At 72.7% G+C, this 20,886-nt stretch carries 20 protein-coding genes and 2 pseudogenes; 10 read left to right on the top strand and 12 right to left on the bottom strand.

Annotated elements, in window-relative coordinates:
• Positions 1 to 90: 90 nt before the first annotated feature.
• Positions 91 to 1,287 (top strand): PP2C family protein-serine/threonine phosphatase, encoded by a 1,197-nt coding sequence (locus IF67_RS0107505; RefSeq protein WP_030983367.1) that lies wholly within the window; start codon positions 91 to 93, stop codon positions 1,285 to 1,287.
• A gap of 29 nt (positions 1,288 to 1,316) precedes the next feature.
• Here IF67_RS0107505 and IF67_RS0107500 read toward each other — a convergent pair whose 3' ends face one another.
• Positions 1,317 to 3,548: an FUSC family protein gene (locus tag IF67_RS0107500; RefSeq protein ID WP_158713054.1), complete on the bottom strand. Its 2,232-nt coding sequence runs from the start codon at positions 3,546 to 3,548 to the stop codon at positions 1,317 to 1,319.
• 268 nt (positions 3,549 to 3,816) lie between these two features.
• Here IF67_RS0107500 and IF67_RS0107495 point away from each other — a divergent pair, with 268 nt between their 5' ends.
• A complete protein-coding gene (locus IF67_RS0107495; RefSeq protein ID WP_051817756.1) occupies positions 3,817 to 4,422 on the top strand; it encodes a PadR family transcriptional regulator in 606 nt (201 codons plus the stop codon).
• Positions 4,423 to 4,534: 112 nt separating this feature from the next.
• On the opposite strand, the gene IF67_RS0107490 is transcribed toward IF67_RS0107495, so the two are convergent.
• Together IF67_RS0107490 and IF67_RS0107485 are read right to left on the bottom strand one after the other, a co-directional pair.
• Complete coding sequence (locus IF67_RS0107490; RefSeq protein ID WP_030983362.1) at positions 4,535 to 5,515, bottom strand: acyl-CoA dehydrogenase family protein; 981 nt, start codon at positions 5,513 to 5,515, stop codon at positions 4,535 to 4,537.
• The gene (locus tag IF67_RS0107485; RefSeq protein WP_030983360.1) at positions 5,515 to 6,684 is read right to left on the bottom strand and encodes an acyl-CoA dehydrogenase family protein; all 1,170 of its coding nucleotides are present in this window, start codon (positions 6,682 to 6,684) and stop codon (positions 5,515 to 5,517) included. The genes IF67_RS0107490 and IF67_RS0107485 overlap by 1 nt, the downstream gene beginning before the upstream one ends.
• Before the next feature lie 211 nt (positions 6,685 to 6,895).
• Here IF67_RS0107485 and IF67_RS0107475 point away from each other — a divergent pair, with 211 nt between their 5' ends.
• Positions 6,896 to 7,678, top strand: coding sequence for an SDR family oxidoreductase (locus tag IF67_RS0107475; protein WP_030983358.1), 783 nt, complete (start codon positions 6,896 to 6,898; stop codon positions 7,676 to 7,678).
• Between the two features lie 135 nt (positions 7,679 to 7,813).
• Complete coding sequence (locus IF67_RS0107470) at positions 7,814 to 8,971, top strand: acetyl-CoA C-acetyltransferase (protein ID WP_030983357.1); 1,158 nt, start codon at positions 7,814 to 7,816, stop codon at positions 8,969 to 8,971.
• Positions 8,972 to 8,984: 13 nt separating this feature from the next.
• Here IF67_RS0107470 and IF67_RS0107465 read toward each other — a convergent pair whose 3' ends face one another.
• The 4 genes from IF67_RS0107465 to IF67_RS0107450 are packed head-to-tail and all read right to left on the bottom strand — an operon-like array spanning position 8,985 to position 12,402.
• A complete protein-coding gene (locus tag IF67_RS0107465) occupies positions 8,985 to 10,046 on the bottom strand; it encodes an NAD(P)H-dependent flavin oxidoreductase (protein WP_051817754.1) in 1,062 nt (353 codons plus the stop codon).
• On the bottom strand, positions 10,043 to 10,789 hold the full coding sequence (locus IF67_RS0107460) for a CoA-transferase subunit beta (RefSeq protein ID WP_030983353.1): 747 nt from the start codon (positions 10,787 to 10,789) through the stop codon (positions 10,043 to 10,045). The genes IF67_RS0107465 and IF67_RS0107460 overlap by 4 nt, the downstream gene beginning before the upstream one ends.
• Positions 10,786 to 11,625: a CoA transferase subunit A gene (locus tag IF67_RS0107455; RefSeq protein WP_030983351.1), complete on the bottom strand. Its 840-nt coding sequence runs from the start codon at positions 11,623 to 11,625 to the stop codon at positions 10,786 to 10,788. Before IF67_RS0107455 ends, IF67_RS0107460 begins: the two co-directional genes overlap by 4 nt.
• 3 nt (positions 11,626 to 11,628) lie before the next feature.
• Positions 11,629 to 12,402 (bottom strand): enoyl-CoA hydratase family protein, encoded by a 774-nt coding sequence (locus tag IF67_RS0107450; protein ID WP_030983349.1) that lies wholly within the window; start codon positions 12,400 to 12,402, stop codon positions 11,629 to 11,631.
• An 82-nt stretch (positions 12,403 to 12,484) separates the two neighbouring features.
• Between IF67_RS0107450 and IF67_RS0107445 the strand changes: the two genes are divergently transcribed.
• Both IF67_RS0107445 and IF67_RS0107440 read left to right on the top strand, forming a co-directional pair.
• A complete protein-coding gene (locus tag IF67_RS0107445) occupies positions 12,485 to 13,291 on the top strand; it encodes an SDR family oxidoreductase (protein ID WP_030983348.1) in 807 nt (268 codons plus the stop codon).
• A gap of 24 nt (positions 13,292 to 13,315) precedes the next feature.
• Complete coding sequence (locus IF67_RS0107440; protein ID WP_030983346.1) at positions 13,316 to 14,233, top strand: SDR family oxidoreductase; 918 nt, start codon at positions 13,316 to 13,318, stop codon at positions 14,231 to 14,233.
• A gap of 9 nt (positions 14,234 to 14,242) precedes the next feature.
• Here IF67_RS0107440 and IF67_RS0107435 read toward each other — a convergent pair whose 3' ends face one another.
• Positions 14,243 to 14,857 (bottom strand): hypothetical protein, encoded by a 615-nt coding sequence (locus tag IF67_RS0107435; RefSeq protein ID WP_158713053.1) that lies wholly within the window; start codon positions 14,855 to 14,857, stop codon positions 14,243 to 14,245.
• A gap of 116 nt (positions 14,858 to 14,973) precedes the next feature.
• Positions 14,974 to 15,765, bottom strand: coding sequence for a uracil-DNA glycosylase (locus IF67_RS0107430; RefSeq protein WP_030983342.1), 792 nt, complete (start codon positions 15,763 to 15,765; stop codon positions 14,974 to 14,976).
• Positions 15,766 to 16,265: 500 nt separating this feature from the next.
• On the opposite strand from IF67_RS0107430, the pseudogene IF67_RS46160 reads away from it, so the two are divergent.
• A pseudogene (locus IF67_RS46160) lies at positions 16,266 to 16,499 on the top strand (MFS transporter); the annotation flags it as partial.
• A 217-nt stretch (positions 16,500 to 16,716) separates the two neighbouring features.
• Here IF67_RS46160 and IF67_RS0107420 read toward each other — a convergent pair.
• From IF67_RS0107420 to IF67_RS0107410, 3 genes are all read right to left on the bottom strand, one after another.
• The gene (locus IF67_RS0107420) at positions 16,717 to 17,415 is read right to left on the bottom strand and encodes a pyridoxamine 5'-phosphate oxidase family protein (RefSeq protein ID WP_030983337.1); all 699 of its coding nucleotides are present in this window, start codon (positions 17,413 to 17,415) and stop codon (positions 16,717 to 16,719) included.
• 233 nt (positions 17,416 to 17,648) lie between these two features.
• Positions 17,649 to 18,395, bottom strand: coding sequence for an MOSC domain-containing protein (locus IF67_RS0107415; protein WP_234341008.1), 747 nt, complete (start codon positions 18,393 to 18,395; stop codon positions 17,649 to 17,651).
• Between the two features lie 5 nt (positions 18,396 to 18,400).
• A complete protein-coding gene (locus IF67_RS0107410) occupies positions 18,401 to 19,018 on the bottom strand; it encodes a LysE family translocator (protein WP_030983332.1) in 618 nt (205 codons plus the stop codon).
• 238 nt (positions 19,019 to 19,256) lie between these two features.
• Here IF67_RS0107410 and IF67_RS41195 point away from each other — a divergent pair.
• From IF67_RS41195 to IF67_RS0107400, 3 genes and pseudogenes are all read left to right on the top strand, one after another.
• Positions 19,257 to 19,442 (top strand): annotated as a pseudogene (locus tag IF67_RS41195) (FAD-dependent oxidoreductase); the annotation flags it as partial.
• 96 nt (positions 19,443 to 19,538) lie between these two features.
• The gene (locus IF67_RS38880; protein ID WP_037839010.1) at positions 19,539 to 19,784 is read left to right on the top strand and encodes a (2Fe-2S)-binding protein; all 246 of its coding nucleotides are present in this window, start codon (positions 19,539 to 19,541) and stop codon (positions 19,782 to 19,784) included.
• Positions 19,785 to 19,823: 39 nt separating this feature from the next.
• Positions 19,824 to 20,825, top strand: a complete 1,002-nt coding sequence (locus IF67_RS0107400) for a proline racemase family protein (RefSeq protein WP_030983328.1) — start codon at positions 19,824 to 19,826, stop codon at positions 20,823 to 20,825.
• Positions 20,826 to 20,886: the final 61 nt, after the last annotated feature.

Below are 20,886 nucleotides of genomic sequence, written 5' to 3'. Positions count from 1 at the left end.
TCCGCCGTATGGCGCTCCCGGATGGCGCGGGCGCCCGGAAGAGATTTGGCTCGCAGTGCCCGGAGGGATGGTGCGCGGAGGGAAGCGGGGATGGCCGTCGAGAGTGTTCCGGCCGGTGACGGCGAACGCCTGCTTCAGGACTTCCTGACGGCCGTCCACACCGCGCCCCCATCGCACTTCCTCGCCCTGGTCGATCGCTACGCCGCCCAGATCGGACTGCGCCGGGTGGCCCTCTACCTCGTCGACCTCCAGCAGCGTCAGTTGACACCCCTCGACGGCGGGGAACGGCTCCTGGTGGACGAGTCGCCGGCCGGCTGGTCCTATCGCACGCTCGGGCTCCGCGTCGAGGAGAGCGCCGGCGGCCCGCTGACCGTCTGGCTGCCGCTGGTCGACGGTGCGGACCGGCTGGGGGTGGTGGGGATGCACGTCGATGCGCTGGACAGCGCCCTGCTGCGCCGCTGCCGGACGCTGGTCTCGGTCCTGTCCATGGCGATCACCTCCCAGCGGGCCGTCAGCGACCACTTGGTGCAGCGGGCCCGTACGGACACGATGACGCTGCCCGCCGAGCTGGTGCGCTCCCTTCTGCCCCCGCGGACCGTCGCCAGCGCACAGGCCGTGTCGACCGCCGTCCTGGAGCCCGCCTACGAGCTGGGCGGGGACGCCTTCGACCATGCACTGACCGAGTCGGCGCTGCATGCGGTGATTCTCGACGCGATGGGCCACAATCTCGCCTCGGGGCTGACGACATCGATCGCGATGGCCGGCTGCCGCAGCGCACGGCGGATGGGCGCCGCCCTGCCCGACCTCGTCAAGACGGTGGACGAGGTGCTCGCCGAGTGGCTGCCCGAGCAGTACTGCACCGGCATCGCCGCCCGGCTGGATCTCACCAGCGGGGTGCTGACCTGGTGCAACTGCGGCCATCCGCCACCGCTGTTGATCCGCGACCACCAGGTCCTGGAAAAGGCGCTGGAGCGCCCCGGCGAACCCCCGATGGGCATGCCCGCCGCGCTCGGCGACGCCCCGCGCACGGTCCACCGGGCGGCGCTGGAGCCGGGGGACCGGGTGCTGCTCTACACCGATGGCGTGACCGAGGCCCGCACGGCCGGTGGCGGCCGCTTCGGCCTGGAGGCCTTCACCGACTCCATCATCCGTGCCACCGCGGCCGGCGAACTCGCCTCCGAAGCGCTCCGCCAGCTGATCCACGCCATTTTGGAGAGCCAGGACGAGAGACTGAGCGACGACGCCACGATCCTGCTGCTCGAATGGCGGCCGCCCGGGGCGCGGTGAACCGGGCACCCCCGGTCGGCGGCGTGGCGTCACATCTCCTTGTGGATCCGGTTCAGATCGGCGGTGAGCCCATCGAGCCAGATCACCGAGTCCAGGAGGAGAGCGGCGGCCAGCGCCCGGGTGTCCCGGTCCGGACTCTCGCGCGCGATGGCCGGGGTCACCGCCAACAGGGCGCGGATGTCGAGTGGCCGGGCCTCTTCCCAGGCCATCGCGCCGTCCGTGCGGAGATGCCGGGCGAGGGAACGGTAGTCGGCCGCCGTCCGGTCGGCCGCATGCCGCAACCAGGCGCCGACCTCGTGCGCGGTGATCCGGCCGGGCCGGCCGGGCAGCAGCCGTTCGCCGCGCCGCGCGTCCGACCCGGCGACCAGCAGCGCGGGCCAGTCCGGCTGCCTGGCGGTCTCCTCCCGCAGCTCGCAGTGGTACTGGGCCAGGCTCTCCTGCGCCAGCGTGAGGGCACGGTTGATCACGAAGCAGTCGGTGCTGCCGGAGCGTTCGACGACCCGGGCGGTGGTGTGCCCGATGGCGTCGGCGATGGCCGAGCACAGTCCTGCCATGCTTCTGCGCACCTCCCGGCCCGCGCCCCGCGGCCAGGCCACCAGCCCGCAGGCCAGCCCGATGAGACTGCCGACCAGCACATCCACCAGCCGGACCGGGGCCAGCTGCCAGGTGACGGGGGAGACCTGCGCGAACAGCGTGGCCACGACCAGCGTGAACCCGCCCTGCGCCCAGGCCAGCCCGCGCAGCGGCCCCACGGTGAACGCCACCAGCATCACCAGCGGCAGCACGACCGCGTAGACCGTGTTCCGGTCGTGGACCAGCGCCAGCAGCCCGCCGGCCAGTATCGCGCCGACCAGTGTGCCGCTCAGCGCCTGGCGGACCGCGGACCACGTCTCCAGGCTGGTGGTACGGGTGAGCGTGAGCGTCGCCAGCAGGACCCAGAAGCCGTGCTGGAGGTCGAGGAGTCCGGCGATGGCCCGCGCGGTGGCCAGGCCGAGCGCGAAGCGGCAGGCGTTCTGGAAGATCACCGAGCGGGGGGTGAGATGCGTGGTCAGCCGCTGCCACCACAGCTGGTGGGTATGCGCCTGCGCATAGGCGAAGGCGTGCCCGGCGGGGCTCCGTTCGACGGACCGGTCGCCGAGCAGCAGCCGGGTGGCCAGCGCGAGAACGACGGCGCAGTCGGCGGCCTGCACCACCTGGGACCGGCGGCGCAGATAGACCAGCCGGTCGTCGGCGCTGAGCCGCTCCAGGGTGTCCACGGCCCGGTGGGCCCGCACGGGGTTCAGCTCACTCTGGAGGGCCGCCGCGGAGGGGCCCTCGCCGGACAGCAGCCGCTTGCCGCGCCGCAGTGCGTCCGCCGCCTCACGGGCGGCGGCGCTGATGCCCTGGAGCAGCACCACCGTCTCCGGGTGGTAGACGTCGTGCGGCCCGGCCGCGGTGTGCAGGGCTTCCAGTCGCGCCAGCAAGGTGCGGACACCCTCGGTGGCGTGCGCCATGGCCTTGTGGGTGAGGGTGGGGGAGGCGGGCAGATCGGCGGGCGGCACACGGGACGGACGCAGGGCGTCCCCGGTCCGGTGCGCCCGTGCGAGCGCCTCCACGGGGAGGGGCCCGCCGTGGTGGTCGGCCAGGTCCGCGGCGGCGTCGGCGGCGTCGGCCAGCAGCCGGCAGAAGGGCGGAGTGTCCGGTTCGGGCAGCACAAAGCGCTGGGCCAGCGCGAGCAGGACGGCTCCCAGCAGGAAGCCGGACAACCGCTGGCCCAGGGCGTCCGGGGCATAGGGCGGGAAGCACGGCAGGATGTAGAGCAGCTGCATCCCGGGTGCCGCCCCGGCGATCCGCGGTCCGGTGGTGCCCGCGTACGCCACCACGAAGCCGATGACGAGCATGCCGAGGACGGCGGCCCAGGTCTGCACGGCGAGCAGTGTGCCCAGCGTGACGAGCGCCAGCCCGGCCGGGATCGCCGTCAGGACGGTCGTGGCGCGCTGGCGCCCGGATCCCGGGATCCGGGCCAGCACGCCGAGGGCCACCACGGTGAACGTGGCGTAGACGGACATGACGGTCAGGCCGAGCGCGTAGCGGCAGAGGTAGAAGGCCACGCACGAGCCCGCCGTCACCCGGACCGCGTTGCCGACCACGGAGCGGTGTCCGCGCAGGCCGTGTCTGCCGTGCTCCAGCAGACAGCGCAGTCTGCGCAGCACCGCCCCGGCGGGCCCGCCGGCCGACTGCCGCGGCCCGGACCGCGGGGAAGCTCCCTGTAGCGGGCTCACCTCTCCACTATTGGCCAGCGGGTCCGGGTCCGCACCGCGCGGGCGCCCCGGCGGCTGCGTGGAGGTGGCGGACGGCGGCCGACCCGCGTCCACCAGCCCGGAGCGGTTCCTGCGGCACTGCCGCCCCGGGCCCGGAAGCGCCCGGTACTTCGAACAGAAGTACCTCTCGCAAGAAGACCGGGACCACCACAGGAAGGCACGGGCCGCGGAGGGGAGTTGGCGATCTCCGCGGCGGGCCTGCGCGGACGCGGACCGTAGACTGCGGCACGTGACGGAGAAGAAGGCGGGCGCCGTGAACACCGGAGACGCGGAGCGGCCTGCGCTGCCGGCCACCAGCTGGGCGGTGCTGGGCCTGCTCTCCTTCGGTGAGGAGCTCTCCGGCTACGACCTGAAGAAATGGTCGAACGGGTCGCTGCGCCTCTTCTACTGGAGCCCGTCCTTCAGCCAGATCTACGGCGAACTGAAGCGCCTGGAGAAGGTCGGTTACGTCAGCTCCCGGATGGTCGCCCAGGAGACCGGCAACCGCGACAAGCGGGTCTATGTGATCACCGACGAGGGGATGGCGGCGGTCCGTCACTGGGCGCGCGAGGCGCCGGTGGAACCTCCCGTCCTCAAGCACGGGGTGATGCTGCGGCTGTGGCTCGGTCATCTGCTGGAGGCCGACCGGATGCGTGAAGTGCTGGGCCGCCACCGGGAGTACGCGGAGACGATGCGGCAGCGCGCCGAGGTGGACGTCGCGGGCGCCCACGCCGACGAGGCCTGGGCCTACCCCTCGCTCGTCCTGAAGTGGTCGGAGCGGTACTACACCGCTGAGCGGGATCTGGCCGATGCCATGCTGGCCGACCTGGAGGAGCGGGACCGCAGGCACCTGTAGGGGTGTGGGGCGGACGCCGACTCGCTCTGCGGGACGGGCGGATTCCTGAGCCCGTGAAGCGGCGACGCGGGTCCGTCGTCCGAGACGCCGGACGACGGTGACACGTCCGCGGTCAGCCGGCGAGGACGCGGGCGCGGCAGTCGGCCGGAGTTCCCCACGCGTCCCGCAGCGGGCGGGCCTTGCGGATCCACAGCGAGAGGTCCAGCTCCTCCGTGTAACCGAGGGCGCCGTGCAGTTGCAGTGCCGTACGCGCCGCGGCGTAACCGGCCTCGCCCGCCGCGACCTTCGCCGCCGCCACCTCCCGGCCTGCCGACGGGGCGCCCGCCGCCAGCGCCAGGGCCGCCGCATACACCAGCGGCTGGGCGAACTCCAGCCCGATGAGGGTGTCCGCCAGCCGGTGCTTGACCGCCTGGAATGAGCCGATGGGCACCTGGAACTGGGTGCGCCGCTCGGCATGGGCCACCGTCGCCGCGAGCAGGGCCCGGCCGAGGCCGAGGGACTGCGCGGCAGTGGCGAGCCGTGCGACATCGACGGCGTGCGCGGCGGCCGCGGTCACCGCGGGGCCCCTGGCCAGGACAGTGCCGCCGAGCGGCCGGGCCAGCCGTCGGGCCGGATCGAGGGAGGGCTGCACGGGGCCGTGGGTGTCCGCACGGCGCACCGTGTCGCCCTGGACGACGAGGACGGCATCGGCGGCATCGGCGTCCAGCGCGTAGGGGGTTCCGGCGCACAGGCTGACCAGGGCGTCGCCCGCGGCGATCCGCGGCAGCCACACCCCGGCCCCGGCCTCCTCGCCGAGACGCTCCAGGAACGCGGCCGCCGCCACTGTCTCCACCAGCGGGCCCGGCACCGCGTGGCGTCCCAACTCCACGAAGGACAGGGCGAGTTCGACAGGCAGCGATCCCATTCCCCGGTGCCGCTCGGGAACGGCGAGCGCGAACACGTCCGCCGCCGCGACCCGCGCCCACAGCTCACGTCCGGGCTTCTGCTCCCCGGCCGCCCAGGCGCGCACCACGGCCGGTGTGCCGGACGCCCCCAGCATGCCGTCCAGCGTGCGGGCGAACTCCCGCTGCTCATCGGTCAGGAGGAACCGCATCACCTGCGCCCCTTCGGCAGGCCGAGCAGCCGCTCGGCGACGATGTCGCGCTGGATCTCGTTGGTGCCGGCATAGACCGGCCCGGCGAGCGAGAAGGTGTACCCGTCGGCCCAACTCCCGTGCGCGGGTGCCTCGTCGGCCTCGTCGGCGAGCATGCCGTACGGGCCGAGCAGGTCCAGGGCGGTCTCGTGCAGGGCGATGTCCAGCTCGGACCAGAAGACCTTGTTGAGGCTCGACTCGGCGCCGATCGACCCGCCGGCGGCGAGCCGTGAAGCGTTGGCGTAGGTGAACAGCTGGTAGGCGCGGGCGCCGATCAGCGCGTCGGCCACCCGCGCGGCCAGGGCCGGGTCCGCCGCCTCGGGAGCCTCGCGCCACAGTGCGGTCAGCCGCTCGGCGGCCGCGGTGAAGCGGCCGGGGCTGCGCAGCGTCAGGCCGCGTTCGTTGCCCGCGGTGCTCATCGCGACCCGCCAGCCCTGCCCCGGCTCCCCGAGGACGTCCGCATCCGGCACGAAGACGTCATCGAGGAAGAGCTCGGCGAAGGCCGGCTTGCCGTCCAGGCGGCCGAGGGGGCGTACCGTCACGCCCGGTGCGTCCAGCGGGAACACCAGATAGCTCAGCCCCTGGTGCGGCCGGGCGGTGTCCGGGTCGCTGCGGAACAGCCCGAAGGCGCGATCGGCGAAGGCGGCCCGGGACGACCAGGTCTTCTGCCCGTTCAGCAGCCAGCCGCCGTCGGTCCGTACGGCGGTCGAGCGCAGCGACGCCAGATCCGATCCCGCCTCCGGCTCCGACCAGGCCTGCGCCCAGATGACCTCGCCGCGGGCCATGGGGCCGAGCATGCGGGCGCGTTGGGTGTCGGTGCCGTGCTCGAAGAGGGTGGGGGCGAGGAGGTTGATGCCGTTCTGGCCGACCCGCCCGGGGGCGCCCGCGGCGTAGTACTCCTCCTCGAAGAGCAGCCACTGGAGGAGCGAGGCGCCCCTGCCGCCGTACTCCTCGGGCCAGGAGACGACCGACCAGCGGTCCGCGGCGAGCCGGCGCTCCCACTCCCGGTGGGCGGCGAACCCCTCCGCGGTCTCCAGCGACGGCAGCGGTTCGGCCGGTACGTGCCGGGCGAGCCAGCCGCGGGCCTCGGTGCGGAACTCCTCGTCCACGGCGCTGACTTCGAGGTCCATCAGGCCCCCGCCTCTCGGGTGGCGGTCGCGACCGGCTCCTCCCGTTCGTCGTGCACGGGCTCGTCGTCGTGGGCAGCGGGCATCCGCCCTCCTTCCCTAACAAGTGTTTGGTAGATTAACGTACCGGCACGAGCAGCGTCGAGGCCTCCGCCACCGCCGAGCGCCTTCGGACCCCGATCCGCAGCCGGCTGCGGGAAGAGGAGGCCCACGGATGACACCGCCCCCCTACGTGCCCGGCCATCACCTGCTCGACGGCCGGACCGCCGTCATCACCGCGGCCGCCGGAGCCGGCATCGGCGGTGCCACCGCCCGCAGATTCCTGGAGGAAGGCGCCGGTGTCGTCCTCGGTGACGCCCATACGCGCCGGCTGAAGGAGACCGCCGAGGCGCTCGCGGAGGAGTTCGGCGCCGCCAAGGTCGCGTCCCTGCCCTGCGATGTCACCGACGAGGACCAGGTCAACGCCCTGCTGGCGAGCGCCGAGGAGCGCCATGGGCGCCTCGACATCGTGGTCAACAACGCCGGGCTCGGCGGCACCGCCGACCTCGTCGAGATGACCGACGCACAGTGGGCCAAGGTCCTCGATGTGACCCTGAACGGCACCTTCCGCTGCACCCGGGCCGCCCTGCGCCGGATGAAGGGCACCGGCAGCGGCGGCGTGATCGTCAACAATGCCTCGGTGGTCGGCTGGCGTGCCCAGCGCGGCCAGGCCCACTACGCCGCGGCGAAGGCCGGGGTGATGGCGCTGACCCGGTGCGCGGCCATGGAGGCCGCCGAGTACGGCGTGCGGATCAACGCGGTCGCCCCCAGCCTCGCGATGCACCCGCATCTGGCGAAGGTGACCACGCCCGAGCTGCTGGCGGAGCTCACCGAGCGGGAGGCGTTCGGCCGCTACGCCGAACCATGGGAAGTCGCCAATGTCATCGTCTTCCTGGCCGGCGACTACTCCTCGTACATGACCGGGGAAACGGTGTCCGTCAGCTCCCAGCATGCGTGAGGCGCGACGGGCGCGCCCGGCCGTGTGCCGCACCGCCCCGGTGAGGGCGCCCGCCGGCGCCCGTCGACCGCGCCGCCCTGCACCGCCTTGCGGAACCGGCCGCCACCTCCGCAGAATCTGACCAAGGAGACCACCATGTCCGAGGCCTATATCGTCGACGCGGTCCGCACCCCGGTGGGCAAGAAGGGCGGCGGGCTGTCGGCCGTCCACCCCGCCGACCTGGGCGCTCATGTGCTGACGGCGCTGATGGCGCGCAGCGGGGCCGACCCGGCCGCCGTCGAGGATGTCGTCTTCGGCTGCCTGGACACCGTGGGACCGCAGGCCGGGGACATCGCCCGGACGTGCTGGCTGGCCGCCGGACTGCCCGAGGAGGTGCCCGGCGTCACCGTCGACCGCCAGTGCGGCTCCTCGCAGCAGGCCGTGCACTTCGCGGCGCAGGGGGTGCTCTCCGGCACCCAGGACCTGGTCGTCGCGGGCGGGGTGCAGAACATGTCGCAGATCCCGATCGCCTTCGCCAGCCGGCAGGCCGCCGCTCCGCTGGGGCTGACCGAGGGCCCGTTCGCCGGATCCGCGGGCTGGCGGGCCCGCTACGGCGAGGCGCCCGTCAACCAGTTCCACGGCGCCGAACTCATCGCCGCCAAGTGGCACATCTCCCGTGAGGACATGGAGGAGTTCGCGCTCCGCTCGCACCAACGGGCCGTCCGCGCCCTCGACGAGGGCCGCTTCGACCGTGAGACCGTCCCCTTCGGTGAGGTCACCGCTGACGAAGGGCCGCGCCGCACCACCTCGTTGGAGAAGATGGCCGGGCTGCGGCCGGTCGTCGAGGGCGGCCGGCTGACCGCGGCGGTCTCCTCGCAGGTCTCCGACGGCGCCGCCGCCATGCTCCTCGCCTCCGAGCGGGCAGTGGCCGAGCACGGCCTCACCCCGCGGGCCCGTATCCACCATCTGTCGGTGCGCGGCGAGGACCCGATCCGGATGCTGTCCGCCCCGATCCCGGCGACGGCGTATGCGCTGAAGAAGGCGGGCATGCCGATCGACGCCATCGATCTGGTCGAGATCAACGAGGCGTTCGCGCCCGTGGTGCTGGCCTGGCTGAAGGAGACCGGTGCCGACCCCGAGCGGGTCAACGTCAACGGTGGCGCCATCGCCCTCGGCCATCCGCTCGGCGCGACCGGCGTCCGGCTGATGACGACGCTGCTGCACGAACTGGAGCGCACCGGCGGCCGGTTCGGGCTCCAGACCATGTGTGAGGGCGGCGGCCAGGCCAACGTCACCATCGTCGAGCGACTCTGACGCTGCATCAGGGCTACGGGGCCGGCAGCGCGGCCAGTGTCGCGCGCGCCTCGGTCATGATCCGGTCGACGAGTTCCGCGCAGGACGGCAGATCCTCGATCACCCCGGCGACCTGGCCGGAGGCCATCACCCCCAGATCGGTACGGCCCTCGACCATCGACGCCTTCAGCAGCATCGGGGTGTTCGCGGCCAGCAGGACCTGGCTCCAGGAGAGTTCCCTGCCGTGTTTCATCGCCAGGCCGTCGCGGACCATCTGTGCCCAGCTCAGGCCGGACAGCTTCCTGAACGACGCGGCCCGGCGGACCGCTTGGAGCAGCGCGGTGGTGCGCCCCGACCGCTCCAGCGCCTCGACCAGCTCGCTGCGCAGCATCCGGTGCGGCAGACCGTCGACCTTGGTGGTGACGGTGATGTCCTTGGCGGCCGCCGCCAGATAGCGGTCCTGCACGGCCTGCGGCACGGTGCTGTCCGACGTCAGCAGAAAGCGGGTACCCATGGCGACCCCGGCCGCGCCATAGGCGAGCGCCGCGACCAGGCCCCGGCCGTCGAAGAAGCCGCCCGCCGCGATCACCGGGATGTCGACCGCGTCCACGACCTGCGGAAGCAGCACGGTCGTGGCGACGCTCCCGGTGTGGCCGCCGCCCTCCCCGCCCTGGACGACGACCGCGTCCGCGCCCCAGGCTGCGACCTTCTCGGCATGGCGGCGGGCGCCGACGGACGGGATGACGACGACGCCCGCGTCCTTCAGCCGGGCGATCAGCTCACGCGAGGGGGCCAGGGCGAACGAGGCGACCCGTACGCCCTCCTCCACCAGCAGACGCACCCGCTCGCCCGCGTCTGCCGCGTCCGCCCGCAGGTTGACCCCGAAGGGCGCATCCGTGCGGGACGCGACCTCGCGGACCGCCGAGCGCAGTTGCCCGACGGTCATCGTGGCCGAGGCGAGAATCCCGAGTGCGCCCGCGTTGGCCGCCGCCGAGACCAGCCGGGGCCCCGCCACCCATCCCATGCCGGTCTGTACGAGCGGGTGGCGCACCCCGACGAGCTTCGTCAGCGGCGTCTCGATCCGGACGTCCGTCATGGCGTCGGCACCTCGCGGTCGCGCCGCCCCTCCGGGTCGAGGACCGTACGGATCAGCCGCAGCTCGGCCGGAGTGGGCTCCCGGGTGGGGGGCACCTCGTCGGGCAGCGCCAGCGCGAACCCGGTGGCCTCCTGGACCTCTTCGACCGAGACCCCGGGATGTACGGAGGCCAGCCGCATGGTGCGGTTCCGGGTCGCGAAGTCGAAGACGCCCAGGTCGGAGACGACGCGGGGAATGCGGTGGTAGCGGGTCGCGGACGGTCCGGCGGCGGCCGCGCTGTCGTACCCGACCCCGCTGATCATGTCGACCTTCTCGACGAAGACCCGCTTCGAGTGCTTCGGCACCCAGTAACTCACCGGATTGTTGAGGGTGTTGACCGGTGCGCCGCGGACGCCGAGGAGCTGGCGGGCGGGCCGCTGCCAGTCGCCGATGCAGGAGATGTTCTGGTTGCCGAAGCGGTCGAGCTGGCTTGCGCCCATCATCACATGGCGCCGGCCGCCGGAGACCATGGTGAGGTGCTGGCGGTAGGGCAGCCAGCCCTCGGCCGCCCCGTCGAGGCCGACGATCATCGCCTCACCGTCGGTGAGGAGCAGATCGGGGGAGAAGGTGCGCTGGGCGAGCCGGGCGCCGATCGACGGGATCAGGCCCATCGGGCTCGCGAGGACCTCGCCGTTGTCGCGCCAGGCGTCGGCGCAGGCGATCGCGCAGTACTCGGCACGGGTCGTCGTGGTGGCGGCGCTCACTGCTGCTCCTCGTGCCAGGTCTGGACTGCGGACTGGTAGGCCTTCTCGTCCCCGGACAGGAACCGCTCGGCGAACTGCGGCCAGGGCGTGGTCGCATAGAGCTTCTGGAAGGGCTCGTCGCGGCCGTAGTCCGGGACGCAGGAGGTGAAGTGCGCGCCGTTCGGGGTCTCGACGACGCCGGTGACCGCGTGCCGCTTGACCAGGAGGGTCTGCGGGACGGCCCCCGCGAAGTCGTCCACGAGCCGCTCGCAGGAGACATACGCCTCGTCCGCGGCCTCGCAGAACAGGTCGTCGAAGTACGGGTCGGGGCCCAGGTACTGGCCGTTTCCGCGCCGGTCGGCACGGTGGAGGTGGACCAGCGCCGCGTCCATGCGCAGGGCCGGCACCGCGACGAAGGTCTCGCCGTCCTCGTAGGGCGACGTGACGGTCTTCAGACCGGGGTTGACGCGCATCACGTCCGAGCCGAGGCCGGACCGTACGGGCAGGAACGGCAGCCGGTTGGCGGCGGCGTGCAGGCCCCACATGAACATCGCCTCGTCGATCTCCGTCAGCTCGAACGCGCCGCGCTGACGGGCCGCGCGGAAATGCGGTTCGAGGGGGATCGAGTCGAGGGTCGCGAACGCCGCGACGAGTCTGCGGATCCTGCCCGCGGCGGCGAGCAGACCGACATCGGGACCGCCGTACGAGACCACGGTCAGATCGGTGACATCGGAGCGGAGCAGCGCCCGCACCAGTGCCATCGGCTTCCGGCGGGAACCCCAGCCGCCGATGCCGAGGGTCATTCCGCTGCGCAGCCGGGAGACGACGTCCTCGGGCGTCATGGTCTTGTCGGTCACGGGTCAGGCCTCCTTCGTCGGTGTGCCGTCCGGCGCACCGAAGGTGTCGCGGACGCGGTCGGCGACTCCGCTGAGGTTCGCCTCGAAGGTGAAGCCCTGCTCGAAGCGGTAGCTGCGCCGTACGTCGACGGGGTCGATGCCGTTGAGGGCGGCCTTGGCCAGACGGAGGAGAAAGCCGTCCTTCTGTGCGATCTCCCGCGCCAAGTCCCGTGCCGCCTCGTGCAGTTCGGCGCGCGGGACGACCCGCCAGACGGAGCCGTGCGCGTGCAGTTCGGCGGCGGTGGCGGTCCGTGAGGTGTAGTAGAGCGCGCGCATCAGGTGCTGCGGGACGAGCCGGGCCAGATGGGTGGCCGCGCCGAGCGCGCCGCGGTCCAGTTCCGGGAGCCCGAAGGTGGCGTCGTCGCTGGCCACGATGGCATCCGCGTTCCCGACGAGGCCGATGCCACCGCCCAGACAGAAGCCGTGCACCGCCGCGACGACGGGGACCTCGCATTCGTAGACCGCCGAAAACGCCTCGGCGCAACCGCGGTTGGCGCCGATCAGGGCACCGTGCCCGCCGGATGCGGTGTCCCGTTGCATCTCCTTGATGTCGACCCCCGCGTTGAAGCCGCGGCCCTCCGCGGTGAGCACGACGCAGCGGACGGCGGGGTCACGGCCGGCCGCGCGCACGGCCGCGGCGAGGTCGTACCAGCCCTGTACGGGAAGGGCGTTGACCGGAGGGAAGCCGGCGGTGACGACGACGATGCCCTGGTCCGGCTCGGAGGTGGAGACACCCATGAGCAGATCAGCTACCTTTCCACCAAGCGTTTGTTAGGTAGCGAAGTTAGCAGCGGATGCTGCGCTGCGGGAGGGGTGCCCGTTGAGCCTGGCTCTCGATCTGTCCGGGCGGCTGGCCGTCGTCACCGGCGGCACCCGGGGCGTCGGCGCCGGCATCGCCCGCGCCTTCCTCCAGGCCGGTGCGGAGGTCGTGGTCTGCGCACGACGGCCACCGGACACTCCTGTCACGGCGGCCGGCCGCCAGGCGCACTTCCGCGCCCTCGACCTGCGCGACGCGGCCGCCGTACCCGCCTTCTTCGCCCAACTCGCGTCCGAGTACGGACGGTTGGACTGCCTCGTCAACAACGCGGGAGGCACGCCCTACCGGCTGCTGGGGGAGGCGGACGCCGCGCGGCACGCCCGGGTCGTCGAACTCAACCTCCTCGCGCCGCTGACCGCCTCGCTCGCCGCGTACGAGGTGATGCGGGACCGGCCGGGCGGCGGTTCGGTCCTCATGATCGGCAGCGTCAGCGGCAGCCGCCCCTCGCCCGGCACCGCCGCCTACGGCGCCGCCAAGGCCGGCCTGGACCACCTCGCCCGCTCCATGGCCGTCGAATGGGCCCCGAAGGTACGGGTCAACACCCTCGTCCTCGGCATGGTGCGCACCGAACGCGCCGGCCTGCACTACGGCGACGAGGCGGGCATCGCGGCCGTCGGCGCCACCGTCCCGCTCGGCCGGCTCGCCGAACCCGCCGAGATCGGCGACGCCTGCGTCTTCCTCGCCTCCGACCGCGCCGCGTATCTGACCGGCGCGAGTCTGCTCGTCCACGGCGGCGGGGAGCGCCCCGCCTTCCTCGACGCCGCCACCGTCAACCACCCCACCGCGCCCGACGCCACGAAGGACACCTGACATGACCGGAAAAGGAGCACGGACATGACCGGCACGGGGATCTGCACGGGACGCGTGGCCGCCGTCACCGGAGCCGGCCGTGGCCTCGGCCGCGCCCACGCCCTGGCCCTCGCCGCCGAAGGCGCCCAGGTCGTGGTGAACGACCTCGGGGTGGCTCCGGACGGTGCCGGCTCCTCGGCCGGTCCGGCCCAGCAGGTCGCCGACGAGATCCGGGCCCGCGGCGGCCGGGCCGTCGCCCACACCGGCGACATCACCACCACCGACGGCGCAGCCTCGCTCGTCGCCACCGCCCTGGACGCCTTCGGGCGCCTCGACACCCTCGTCAACAACGCCGGATTCCTGCGCGACCGGATGCTGGTCAACCTCGACGAGGACGACTGGGACGCCGTCATCCGCGTCCATCTCAAGGGCCACTTCCTGCCGCTGCGGCACGCCGCTGCGCACTGGCGGGCCGAGGCCAAGGCCGGCCGCAGGCCCGACGCCCGGATCATCAACACCAGTTCGGGCGCCGGGCTGCTCGGCAGCGTCGGCCAGGGCAACTACTCCGCCGCCAAGGCCGGCATCATCGGCCTCACCCTCGTCGCCGCCGCCGAACTGGCCCGCTACGGCGTGCAGGCCAACGCCCTCGCACCGGCCGCCCGTACCCGTATGACCGAGCAGACCTTCGCCGGGACGATGGCGGCGCCCGCCGAGGGGGAGTTCGACGCGATGGCCCCGGAGAACGTCTCCCCGCTGGTGGTCTGGCTGTCCTCGGCCGACAGCGCGGGGGTCACCGGCCGGGTTTTCGAGGCTCGGGCGGGCCGGATCACCGTGATGGAGGGGTGGCGCCCCGGCCCCACCGCGGACCGGAAGAGCCGCTGGACACCGGCCGAGGCGGGCGAGGCCGCCCGCGAGCTGCTGGCCGCCGCCGGGACCCCGCAACCGGTTTACGGCGCGCGGTGACGCGCGACGTCACGGCCCCGGACCGGGCGCCCCCGGCGGCCCTCCACGGCGTCCTTCAGCCGGAGAGCGTGGCACCGCCGCGCGCACGCAGCCGCGGCGCGCTGACCGCGAGCAGACCGAAGGCGCCGAGGAAGGCCAGCACGGACGTGCCGCGCAGGCCAGCCGGCCGGCCCCATAGCCGGCCGCGCCGACCCCGCAGGACAGCGCCAGGAAGATCACCCCGGCGTGGAACGGCGACAGCCCCCGCGCCTGTTGCAGATAGAGCGCCGAGAGCACCGCGATCAGGCAATAGACCACATTGGAGAGCGAACCCGCGAGGGTGATCACATCGAACTTCACCTTGCGGAAGAGCGACAGGTCGATCAACGGCTCCGGCGTGCGCCGTTCCACCACCACGAACAGCACGAGGGAGGCGATCCCGACCGCGACGGCGGCCAGGGTGGGCGCGAAGGCCCACCCCCAGCCCTGCCCCTGGTCGACCGCGAGCATCAGATCGAGCGCGAACCAGTCCATCTGCACGATGAGCATGGACAGTGCGGCAGCACAGATGACTGCCCGGTCCCGGTGGGAGAAGGTGCCGCCCGGCGCGGCTTCCTCGGCGTGGTCCGCCATGTGATGGCGCACGAGCACTCCTCGGCGGTAAACCCGTAACCAACCGGTCTGCGCAGCCGTCTTGGTTCTCAGGATGGAAGGCGGCGTCCGGCGCCGCATGGCGGCGCATCCCTGGTGCCCCTGGGGCGTCAGTCTCCGGAACCGGCCGGCCCCGCGAGGGCGGCGGCGCGTGCCAGCAGCTCGACGAGCATGCCGAAGGTGAGCCGGCCGGTGAACGTATTGCGCTGGCTGGGGTGGTAGCTCCCGAGCACCTGGAGTTCCCGCCGCCGCCCGGTGGCGGGCAGGGCCAGCCGTACGCCGTGGCCGAACGCGGGGCGGGGCCGGGGGAGCGGCCACCCTGCCTCGCCCAGTACGGGCAGCAGCGCCTGCCAGCCGAAGGCGCCCAGCGCCACGACCGTGCGCAGGCCGGGGCTGAGGAGTTCGAGCTCCGCCGACAGCCATGGCCGGCAGGTCTGCCGTTCGGCGGGTGTGGGCCTGTTCTCCGGCGGAGCACAGTGGACCGGTGCGGTGACCCGCACTCCGTACAGCTCCAGCCCGTCGCCCCGGTGCGTCGCGGTGGGCTGCGAGGCGAGACCGACCGCATGGAGGGCGGCGAACAGGAAGTCACCGGAGGCGTCCCCGGTGAACATCCGGCCGGTGCGATTGCCGCCGTGCGCGGCGGGTGCCAGCCCGACGATGGCCAGCGCCGCATCCGACGGCCCGAACCCCGGGACGGGACGCGCCCAGTACTCCTGGTCCCGGAACGCCGCACGCGGATGCGCGGCGACCTCCTCGCGCCATTCCACCAGCCGGGGACAGGCCCGGCACCCGGCCACCTGCGCATCGAGCTCCGCGAGCCCGCCGCACCGCCCCGCGTGAAAGGCGGGAAAGGCACTGTCCTCAGGTCCCGGCGGCGACTCCGCCGCCCCTGTCTCGTCCATCCCGCCACGCTAGAGGACCGACGCGAAGGGCGAGGGGTCACAGGCGGTCGGCGAGCGGATGACGTGCTGTCGTGCCGGCCCGGGTGCTCGGAAAACCTGGTTGCCGTGTTCGTGGCCCTGCGTCTATGGTCCTGGTCATCCGTCATCGAACAGAGGGAGTGGCGAGAGGCGCAACGAACACGGAAGAACCGTGATCAGCAGCTCTGCTGACGACTGATCAACGGTTGAGAGGGCCTTCCAGAGGCCGGAGTCGGACGAGATCCGACCACCCCTTCTCCGCTGCTGACAACAGGCAGCGTTCTTCGTCGAGTTCGTTCTGCGTACTCCCCTACCGGGCGATGCCCTGCACCACGGCACCGCTCGTCGATGACAAGGATTCCTCGTGGCTTCCCGTTCACCCCGACCTGCCCTCGACGCTGCCACCGCACCAGATCCGTCCGCCAGGACCCACGTGCTGGTCCTGACCCTCATGGCGGCGGTCTTCCTCTCCCTTCTCGTTCATCTGCGTGCTCGCCGTGATCGGCGAGATGTTCTCCCCGCGCGAGGGCGCCCGCTACTACGGCTGGTTCTCCCTCACCTTCGGCGCCGCCTCGCTCGCCGGCCCGGCCCTCGGCGGCATCCTGACCGACCTCGCCGGCTGGCGCTGGGTCTTCCTGGTCAACCTGCCTGTCGGGGCCGGGGCCGGGGCCGGGGTCCTGGTCATCGTCTCCGCGACGCTGCGCCTGCCGCCCGTCCGGCCCAGGAAGGCCCACATCGACTACGCCGGCGTTTTCCGGAAGGCCGCCGCTGACCCTGCGCCACTGGGTCGACGAGAACCTCCACCTCTTCGGCTGAGCCGACCCGCACATCGGCCCCCCGCCCCCGATAGGGCCGTACGGGTCCGAAGGCCGGCAAGACCGCCTTCGGACCCGTCGGCTTCGGTCGATCACCGGATCGGCTGCTGGGCATCGGTCATCTGGACCGGGGCTGGGCCGTGGGCGGGGGCGCGGCGCGGCCGGCGAGATGCGAAGGGGGTTCGATGCCCGCGGGCAGTGCGGGGTCCGGTTCCAGGGGACCCCAGGAGGTGTGCAGCGGAAGGACCCCCGCCCACAGGCCGAGTGCGGCGTCCGCGCCGTCCCCGTCGTCCGGCGGTCCGGTCCGGATCTTCACGGATGCCTCGTCGAGCGAGAGGGCGAGCAGCGCCGTCGCGGCGAGTTCCTTGCGGCTGGGGCGCCGGGCGTAGTCCCACTGGCCCGGCGTCGCCTGTTCGGTGAGACAGCGCAGACCGGCGAGCTTCTCGTCCGGGTCGGTGACCGGGCGGGGCGTGCCGAACACCATCGCACTGCGGTAGTTGACCCCGTGCTCGAACACCGAGCGGGCCAGCACCAGCCCGTCGACTTGCGTCACGGTCACGCAGACGCTCGCCCCGGGCGAGGCGGCCAGGCTGCGACTGGCAACCGACCCGTGGAAGTACAGCGTGGTGCCGTCCGCACCGTAGACCGTGGGAACGACCAGGGGCGTGCCGTCCACCATCACGCCGACATGGCAGAGGAACCCGGCAGCCAGCACGGTATCGAGCGCATCGCGGTCGAGACTGCCCTGCTCGCGCAGCCGGCGATGGCGTGTGCGCGCGGTCTCCCGGAGCTTCCTGGCAGGCGAGGGGGAGGTCATGACGGCCCTTCCGAGGGGGGACGACGGGGACCGGGGGCCCTCACGGCAGCGCGCCCACGCCAAGGACGCACCGCCCTCACGTCGGGTACCCGGCACTGTGCGGGATTCTACTGATTCCATGGCTGTCTGGCTAGGTAGCGCGTGAATTCGTTGCAACCACGCCTCTTGGCAACGAATTTCGTAGGTGTGGTGTGGTGTGTTGTGAGGTCGACGGTGTGACGACGGACCGCGCGTCAGATCAGCTCGACGGTGTCCCCGAGGCGTACCCCTCCCGGCTGGGTGACCGTGGCCAGGGCGTCCAGCCGCATGTCGTGTGCCTGCGCAATGGCTCGCAGGATCAGCGGGGAGTGCGGCAGGTCCTGCTGGGCCTCGTTGGTCATCACGCATCGCTCGCTGGCGCGCTCGAACCGTACGCACAGGGCGCCGCCGAGCCGGGCGGTGCCGCCGAACCACGCGTCCTCCACGAAGGGAGGCGTACCCGGTGGTGTCCGCACCAGCAGGTTCGGACGGAACCGGCGCTCGTCGACCGGCACGCCGGGGACGGCCGCGCGGACCCAGTCGAGGGTGGCGGTGGTCAGGACGCTGAGGGGGAGCTGGTCGAAGTGCGAGATCGTGCCCTCGCGGGCCACTTCGACGTCGTCCCGGTCCAGGTAGTGCCGCACATAGGAGGTCGGGTCCGGTACCGGCTCGCCGTCCGGGTCCAGCAGTTCGGGCACTGCCGTGGCCGCTCCTCCGGGGTACCGGGACCGCAGCCGCAACAGTCCCGGCATGCGCCGGAACCGGCGTGTGTTCTTGCCCGAGCCGAACTTGCCCTCCGTGTCCCGCACCGCGTAGAGCCGGTCGCCGACGAGGCCGCGGGCATCCACGGCGGCCTCGTCCAGCAGCTCACCGCCGGTGGACTTGATGGGGTACCGCCAGATCCGCTCGATCGTGCCCAGCGCCGCGCCCAATGCCCGCCCCTCCCGCGAGTCGACTGTCACTTGTGTCAGGTGGCTTCCGTGGCCACCCGCACCCCGAAGCCGATGAGCACCACTCCCGTCACGCGGTCCAGCAGCCGCCGGACGCGCGGCCGTTCGAAGACCGAGCGCGCCCGGGACACGAGGCAGGCATAAGAACCGAGCCAGGTCAGGGTCAGCGTCGCGTGCAGCAGAACCAGCAGGCCCATGCCGGCCGCCGTGGGCAGGCCTTGCGGGGCCAGGGTCGGCAGCAGGCCGGTGTAGAAGACGGCGATCTTCGGGTTGAGGATGTTGGTGATCAGGCCCGTCAGGTACGCGCGTCCCGAGCCGGTGGCCGTCGAGCCGGCGGTCCGCGGCGCGGAGCGGCGGCTCTGCCAGAGGGCCTGCAATCCGAGGAAGCCCAGGTACGCGGCGCCCAGGATCTTGACGACGAAGTATGCCTCCGCCGAGGCCGCGAGGATCGCCGCGAGCCCGACGACGGTGAACGCGCCCCACACGAGCAGCCCGGTGGTGATGCCGGCGGCGGTGCGCAGGGCCTCCGCCCTGCCGGAGGCGATCGCGCGCTTGGTGACCACGGCCATGTCCGGCCCCGGCACCACGGTCAACAGGGCGAGCACTCCGGCCGCCATGGCTGTCTGCGTCCACATGCGGCCAGTCTCCTTCGAAGCGATCACATCCGGGATATGACGCCGGTCACGGTAGGGGTGCCGGTCGCGGTCGGATGCCGGCGGCTCGGGGAGTGCCGGGACTCCGGACGCGGCGGTTCTCCGGACGCGGCGGTTCTCCGGTGCGGCCGGTCGGCCGCCCGCCTCCGACGCTGCCCGCCTCCGACGCGGTCCGCCAAGTCCCCTTTTCCGAGCCTGTGTTGTGTGACATATTACTGACGTGCCCACGAGACACAGACAGCCCCTGGACGCTCCGGATGTCGTCATCGTCGGGGCCGGAGTGGTCGGCGCCGCCTGCGCCTACTACGCCGGCCGGTCCGGCCTCTCCGTCGCCGTCGTCGACCGCGGACCCGTCGCGGGCGGCACCACCGGCACCGGTGAGGGGAATCTGCTCGTCTCCGACAAGGCCGTCGTCGAGGGCACTGCGGCGGGCCCGGTGCTGATCGGTGCCAGCCGTGAACGGGTCGGCTTCGACCGTACGCTCTCGTGGGGCGGAGCAGGGATGAGCGGGGCAGGGCCGGAGGGAGGGGAGCGCGCCGCCGCGCTCTGGGCGGCCGGTGTGCTCTCCTGGCGGACCACGCGGCGCGACGGGCGCCCGCGCAGGGCCTTCTGCGGCATCGGCTCCTGCTTCGACTGCCTGGCCACCGTCAACGGTCAGCCCAACCAGCGGGCCTGCCTGGTGCCGGCCCGGCCCGGGGATGCGATCACCACCCAGGAGGGACACGGGCGTGCCGATCTCGCCGTCTGACACCCATGACCTCGCCGGCCACCACTGAGAGGGCTCCCCATGCGCACCCGCCACGTCTTCCACGCCGTCGACTCCCACACCGAGGGCATGCCCACCCGTGTCATCACCGGTGGCGTCGGCACCCTGCCCGGCGCCACCATGGCCGAGCGCCGGCAGCATTTCGCCGCCCACCGCGACGACATCCGTACGCTCCTGATGTACGAGCCGCGCGGCCACGCCGCCATGAGCGGTGCGATCCTCCAGCCGCCGACCCGCCCCGACGCCGACTACGGCGTGCTGTTCATCGAGGTCTCCGGCTACCTCCCGATGTGCGGACACGGGACGATCGGCGTGGCCACCGTCCTTGTCGAGACCGGCATGGTGGAGGTCCAGGAACCCGTGACCACGGTGCGGCTGGACACCCCTGCCGGACTGGTCACCGCCGCGGTACAGGTGCGGGACGGGGCGGCCACGGCCGTCACCCTCACCAACGTGCCCGCGTTCTGCGCCGGACTCGACCGCAAGGTCACCGTCCCGGGCCACGGCACGATCGGCTACGACCTCGCCTACGGCGGCAACTTCTACGCGATCCTGCCGCTGGACAGCGTCGGACTGCCCTTCGACCGGGCCCGTAAGGACGACATCCTCGCCGCCGGACTCGCCCTCATGGACGCCGTGAACGCCGCCGACCGGCCGGTGCACCCCGAGGACGAGCGGATCGGCGGCCTCAAGCACGTCTACTTCGCCGCGCCGGGGTCGGACGCCACCCGCTCCCGGCACGCGATGGCCATCCACCCCGGATGGTTCGACCGCTCGCCGTGCGGAACGGGTACCTCCGCGCGGATGGCGCAGCTGCATGCACGCGGCGAACTCCCCCTCCACCAGGACTTCGTCAACGAGTCCTTCATCGGGACGGAGTTCACCGGCCGCCTCGTCACACAAACCACGGTCGCCGGGCGCCCGGCCGTCGTGCCCACGGTCACCGGACGGGCCTGGGTGACCGGCACCGCGCAGTACTTCCTCGACCCGTCCGATCCGTTTCCCGGGGGTTTTCTGCTGTGACCACCGGCTGTGGCGACGGCCGTTGACCGTGACCAGGGAGTTGGCGCAACGTGACATTGTA

The sequence above is a fragment of the Streptomyces sp. NRRL S-1813 genome, from assembly GCF_000719605.1.
In the GTDB taxonomy this organism is placed as follows: domain Bacteria; phylum Actinomycetota; class Actinomycetes; order Streptomycetales; family Streptomycetaceae; genus Streptomyces; species Streptomyces decoyicus.
The sequence above is the reverse complement of the archived record's forward strand: the minus strand, read 5'-3'. Positions and strand labels throughout refer to the sequence as shown.

Bases quoted from the DNA above. Each gene is read 5' to 3' on its own strand.
- IF67_RS0107485 (WP_030983360.1), bottom strand. From the start codon at position 6,684: ATGGACCTCGAAGTCAGCGCCGTGGACGAGGAGTTCCGCACCGAGGCC.
- IF67_RS0107450 (WP_030983349.1), bottom strand. From the start codon at position 12,402: ATGGGTGTCTCCACCTCCGAGCCGGACCAGGGCATCGTCGTCGTCACC.
- IF67_RS0107430 (WP_030983342.1), bottom strand. From the start codon at position 15,765: ATGGACGAGACAGGGGCGGCGGAGTCGCCGCCGGGACCTGAGGACAGT.
- IF67_RS0107475 (WP_030983358.1), top strand. From the start codon at position 6,896: ATGACACCGCCCCCCTACGTGCCCGGCCATCACCTGCTCGACGGCCGG.
- IF67_RS0107505 (WP_030983367.1), top strand. From the start codon at position 91: ATGGCCGTCGAGAGTGTTCCGGCCGGTGACGGCGAACGCCTGCTTCAG.
- IF67_RS0107420 (WP_030983337.1), bottom strand. From the start codon at position 17,415: ATGACCTCCCCCTCGCCTGCCAGGAAGCTCCGGGAGACCGCGCGCACA.
- IF67_RS0107465 (WP_051817754.1), bottom strand. From the start codon at position 10,046: ATGACGGACGTCCGGATCGAGACGCCGCTGACGAAGCTCGTCGGGGTG.
- IF67_RS0107490 (WP_030983362.1), bottom strand. From the start codon at position 5,515: ATGCGGTTCCTCCTGACCGATGAGCAGCGGGAGTTCGCCCGCACGCTG.
- IF67_RS38880 (WP_037839010.1), top strand. From the start codon at position 19,539: ATGAGCGGGGCAGGGCCGGAGGGAGGGGAGCGCGCCGCCGCGCTCTGG.
- IF67_RS0107410 (WP_030983332.1), bottom strand. From the start codon at position 19,018: ATGTGGACGCAGACAGCCATGGCGGCCGGAGTGCTCGCCCTGTTGACC.
- IF67_RS0107470 (WP_030983357.1), top strand. From the start codon at position 7,814: ATGTCCGAGGCCTATATCGTCGACGCGGTCCGCACCCCGGTGGGCAAG.
- IF67_RS0107400 (WP_030983328.1), top strand. From the start codon at position 19,824: ATGCGCACCCGCCACGTCTTCCACGCCGTCGACTCCCACACCGAGGGC.
- IF67_RS0107440 (WP_030983346.1), top strand. From the start codon at position 13,316: ATGACCGGCACGGGGATCTGCACGGGACGCGTGGCCGCCGTCACCGGA.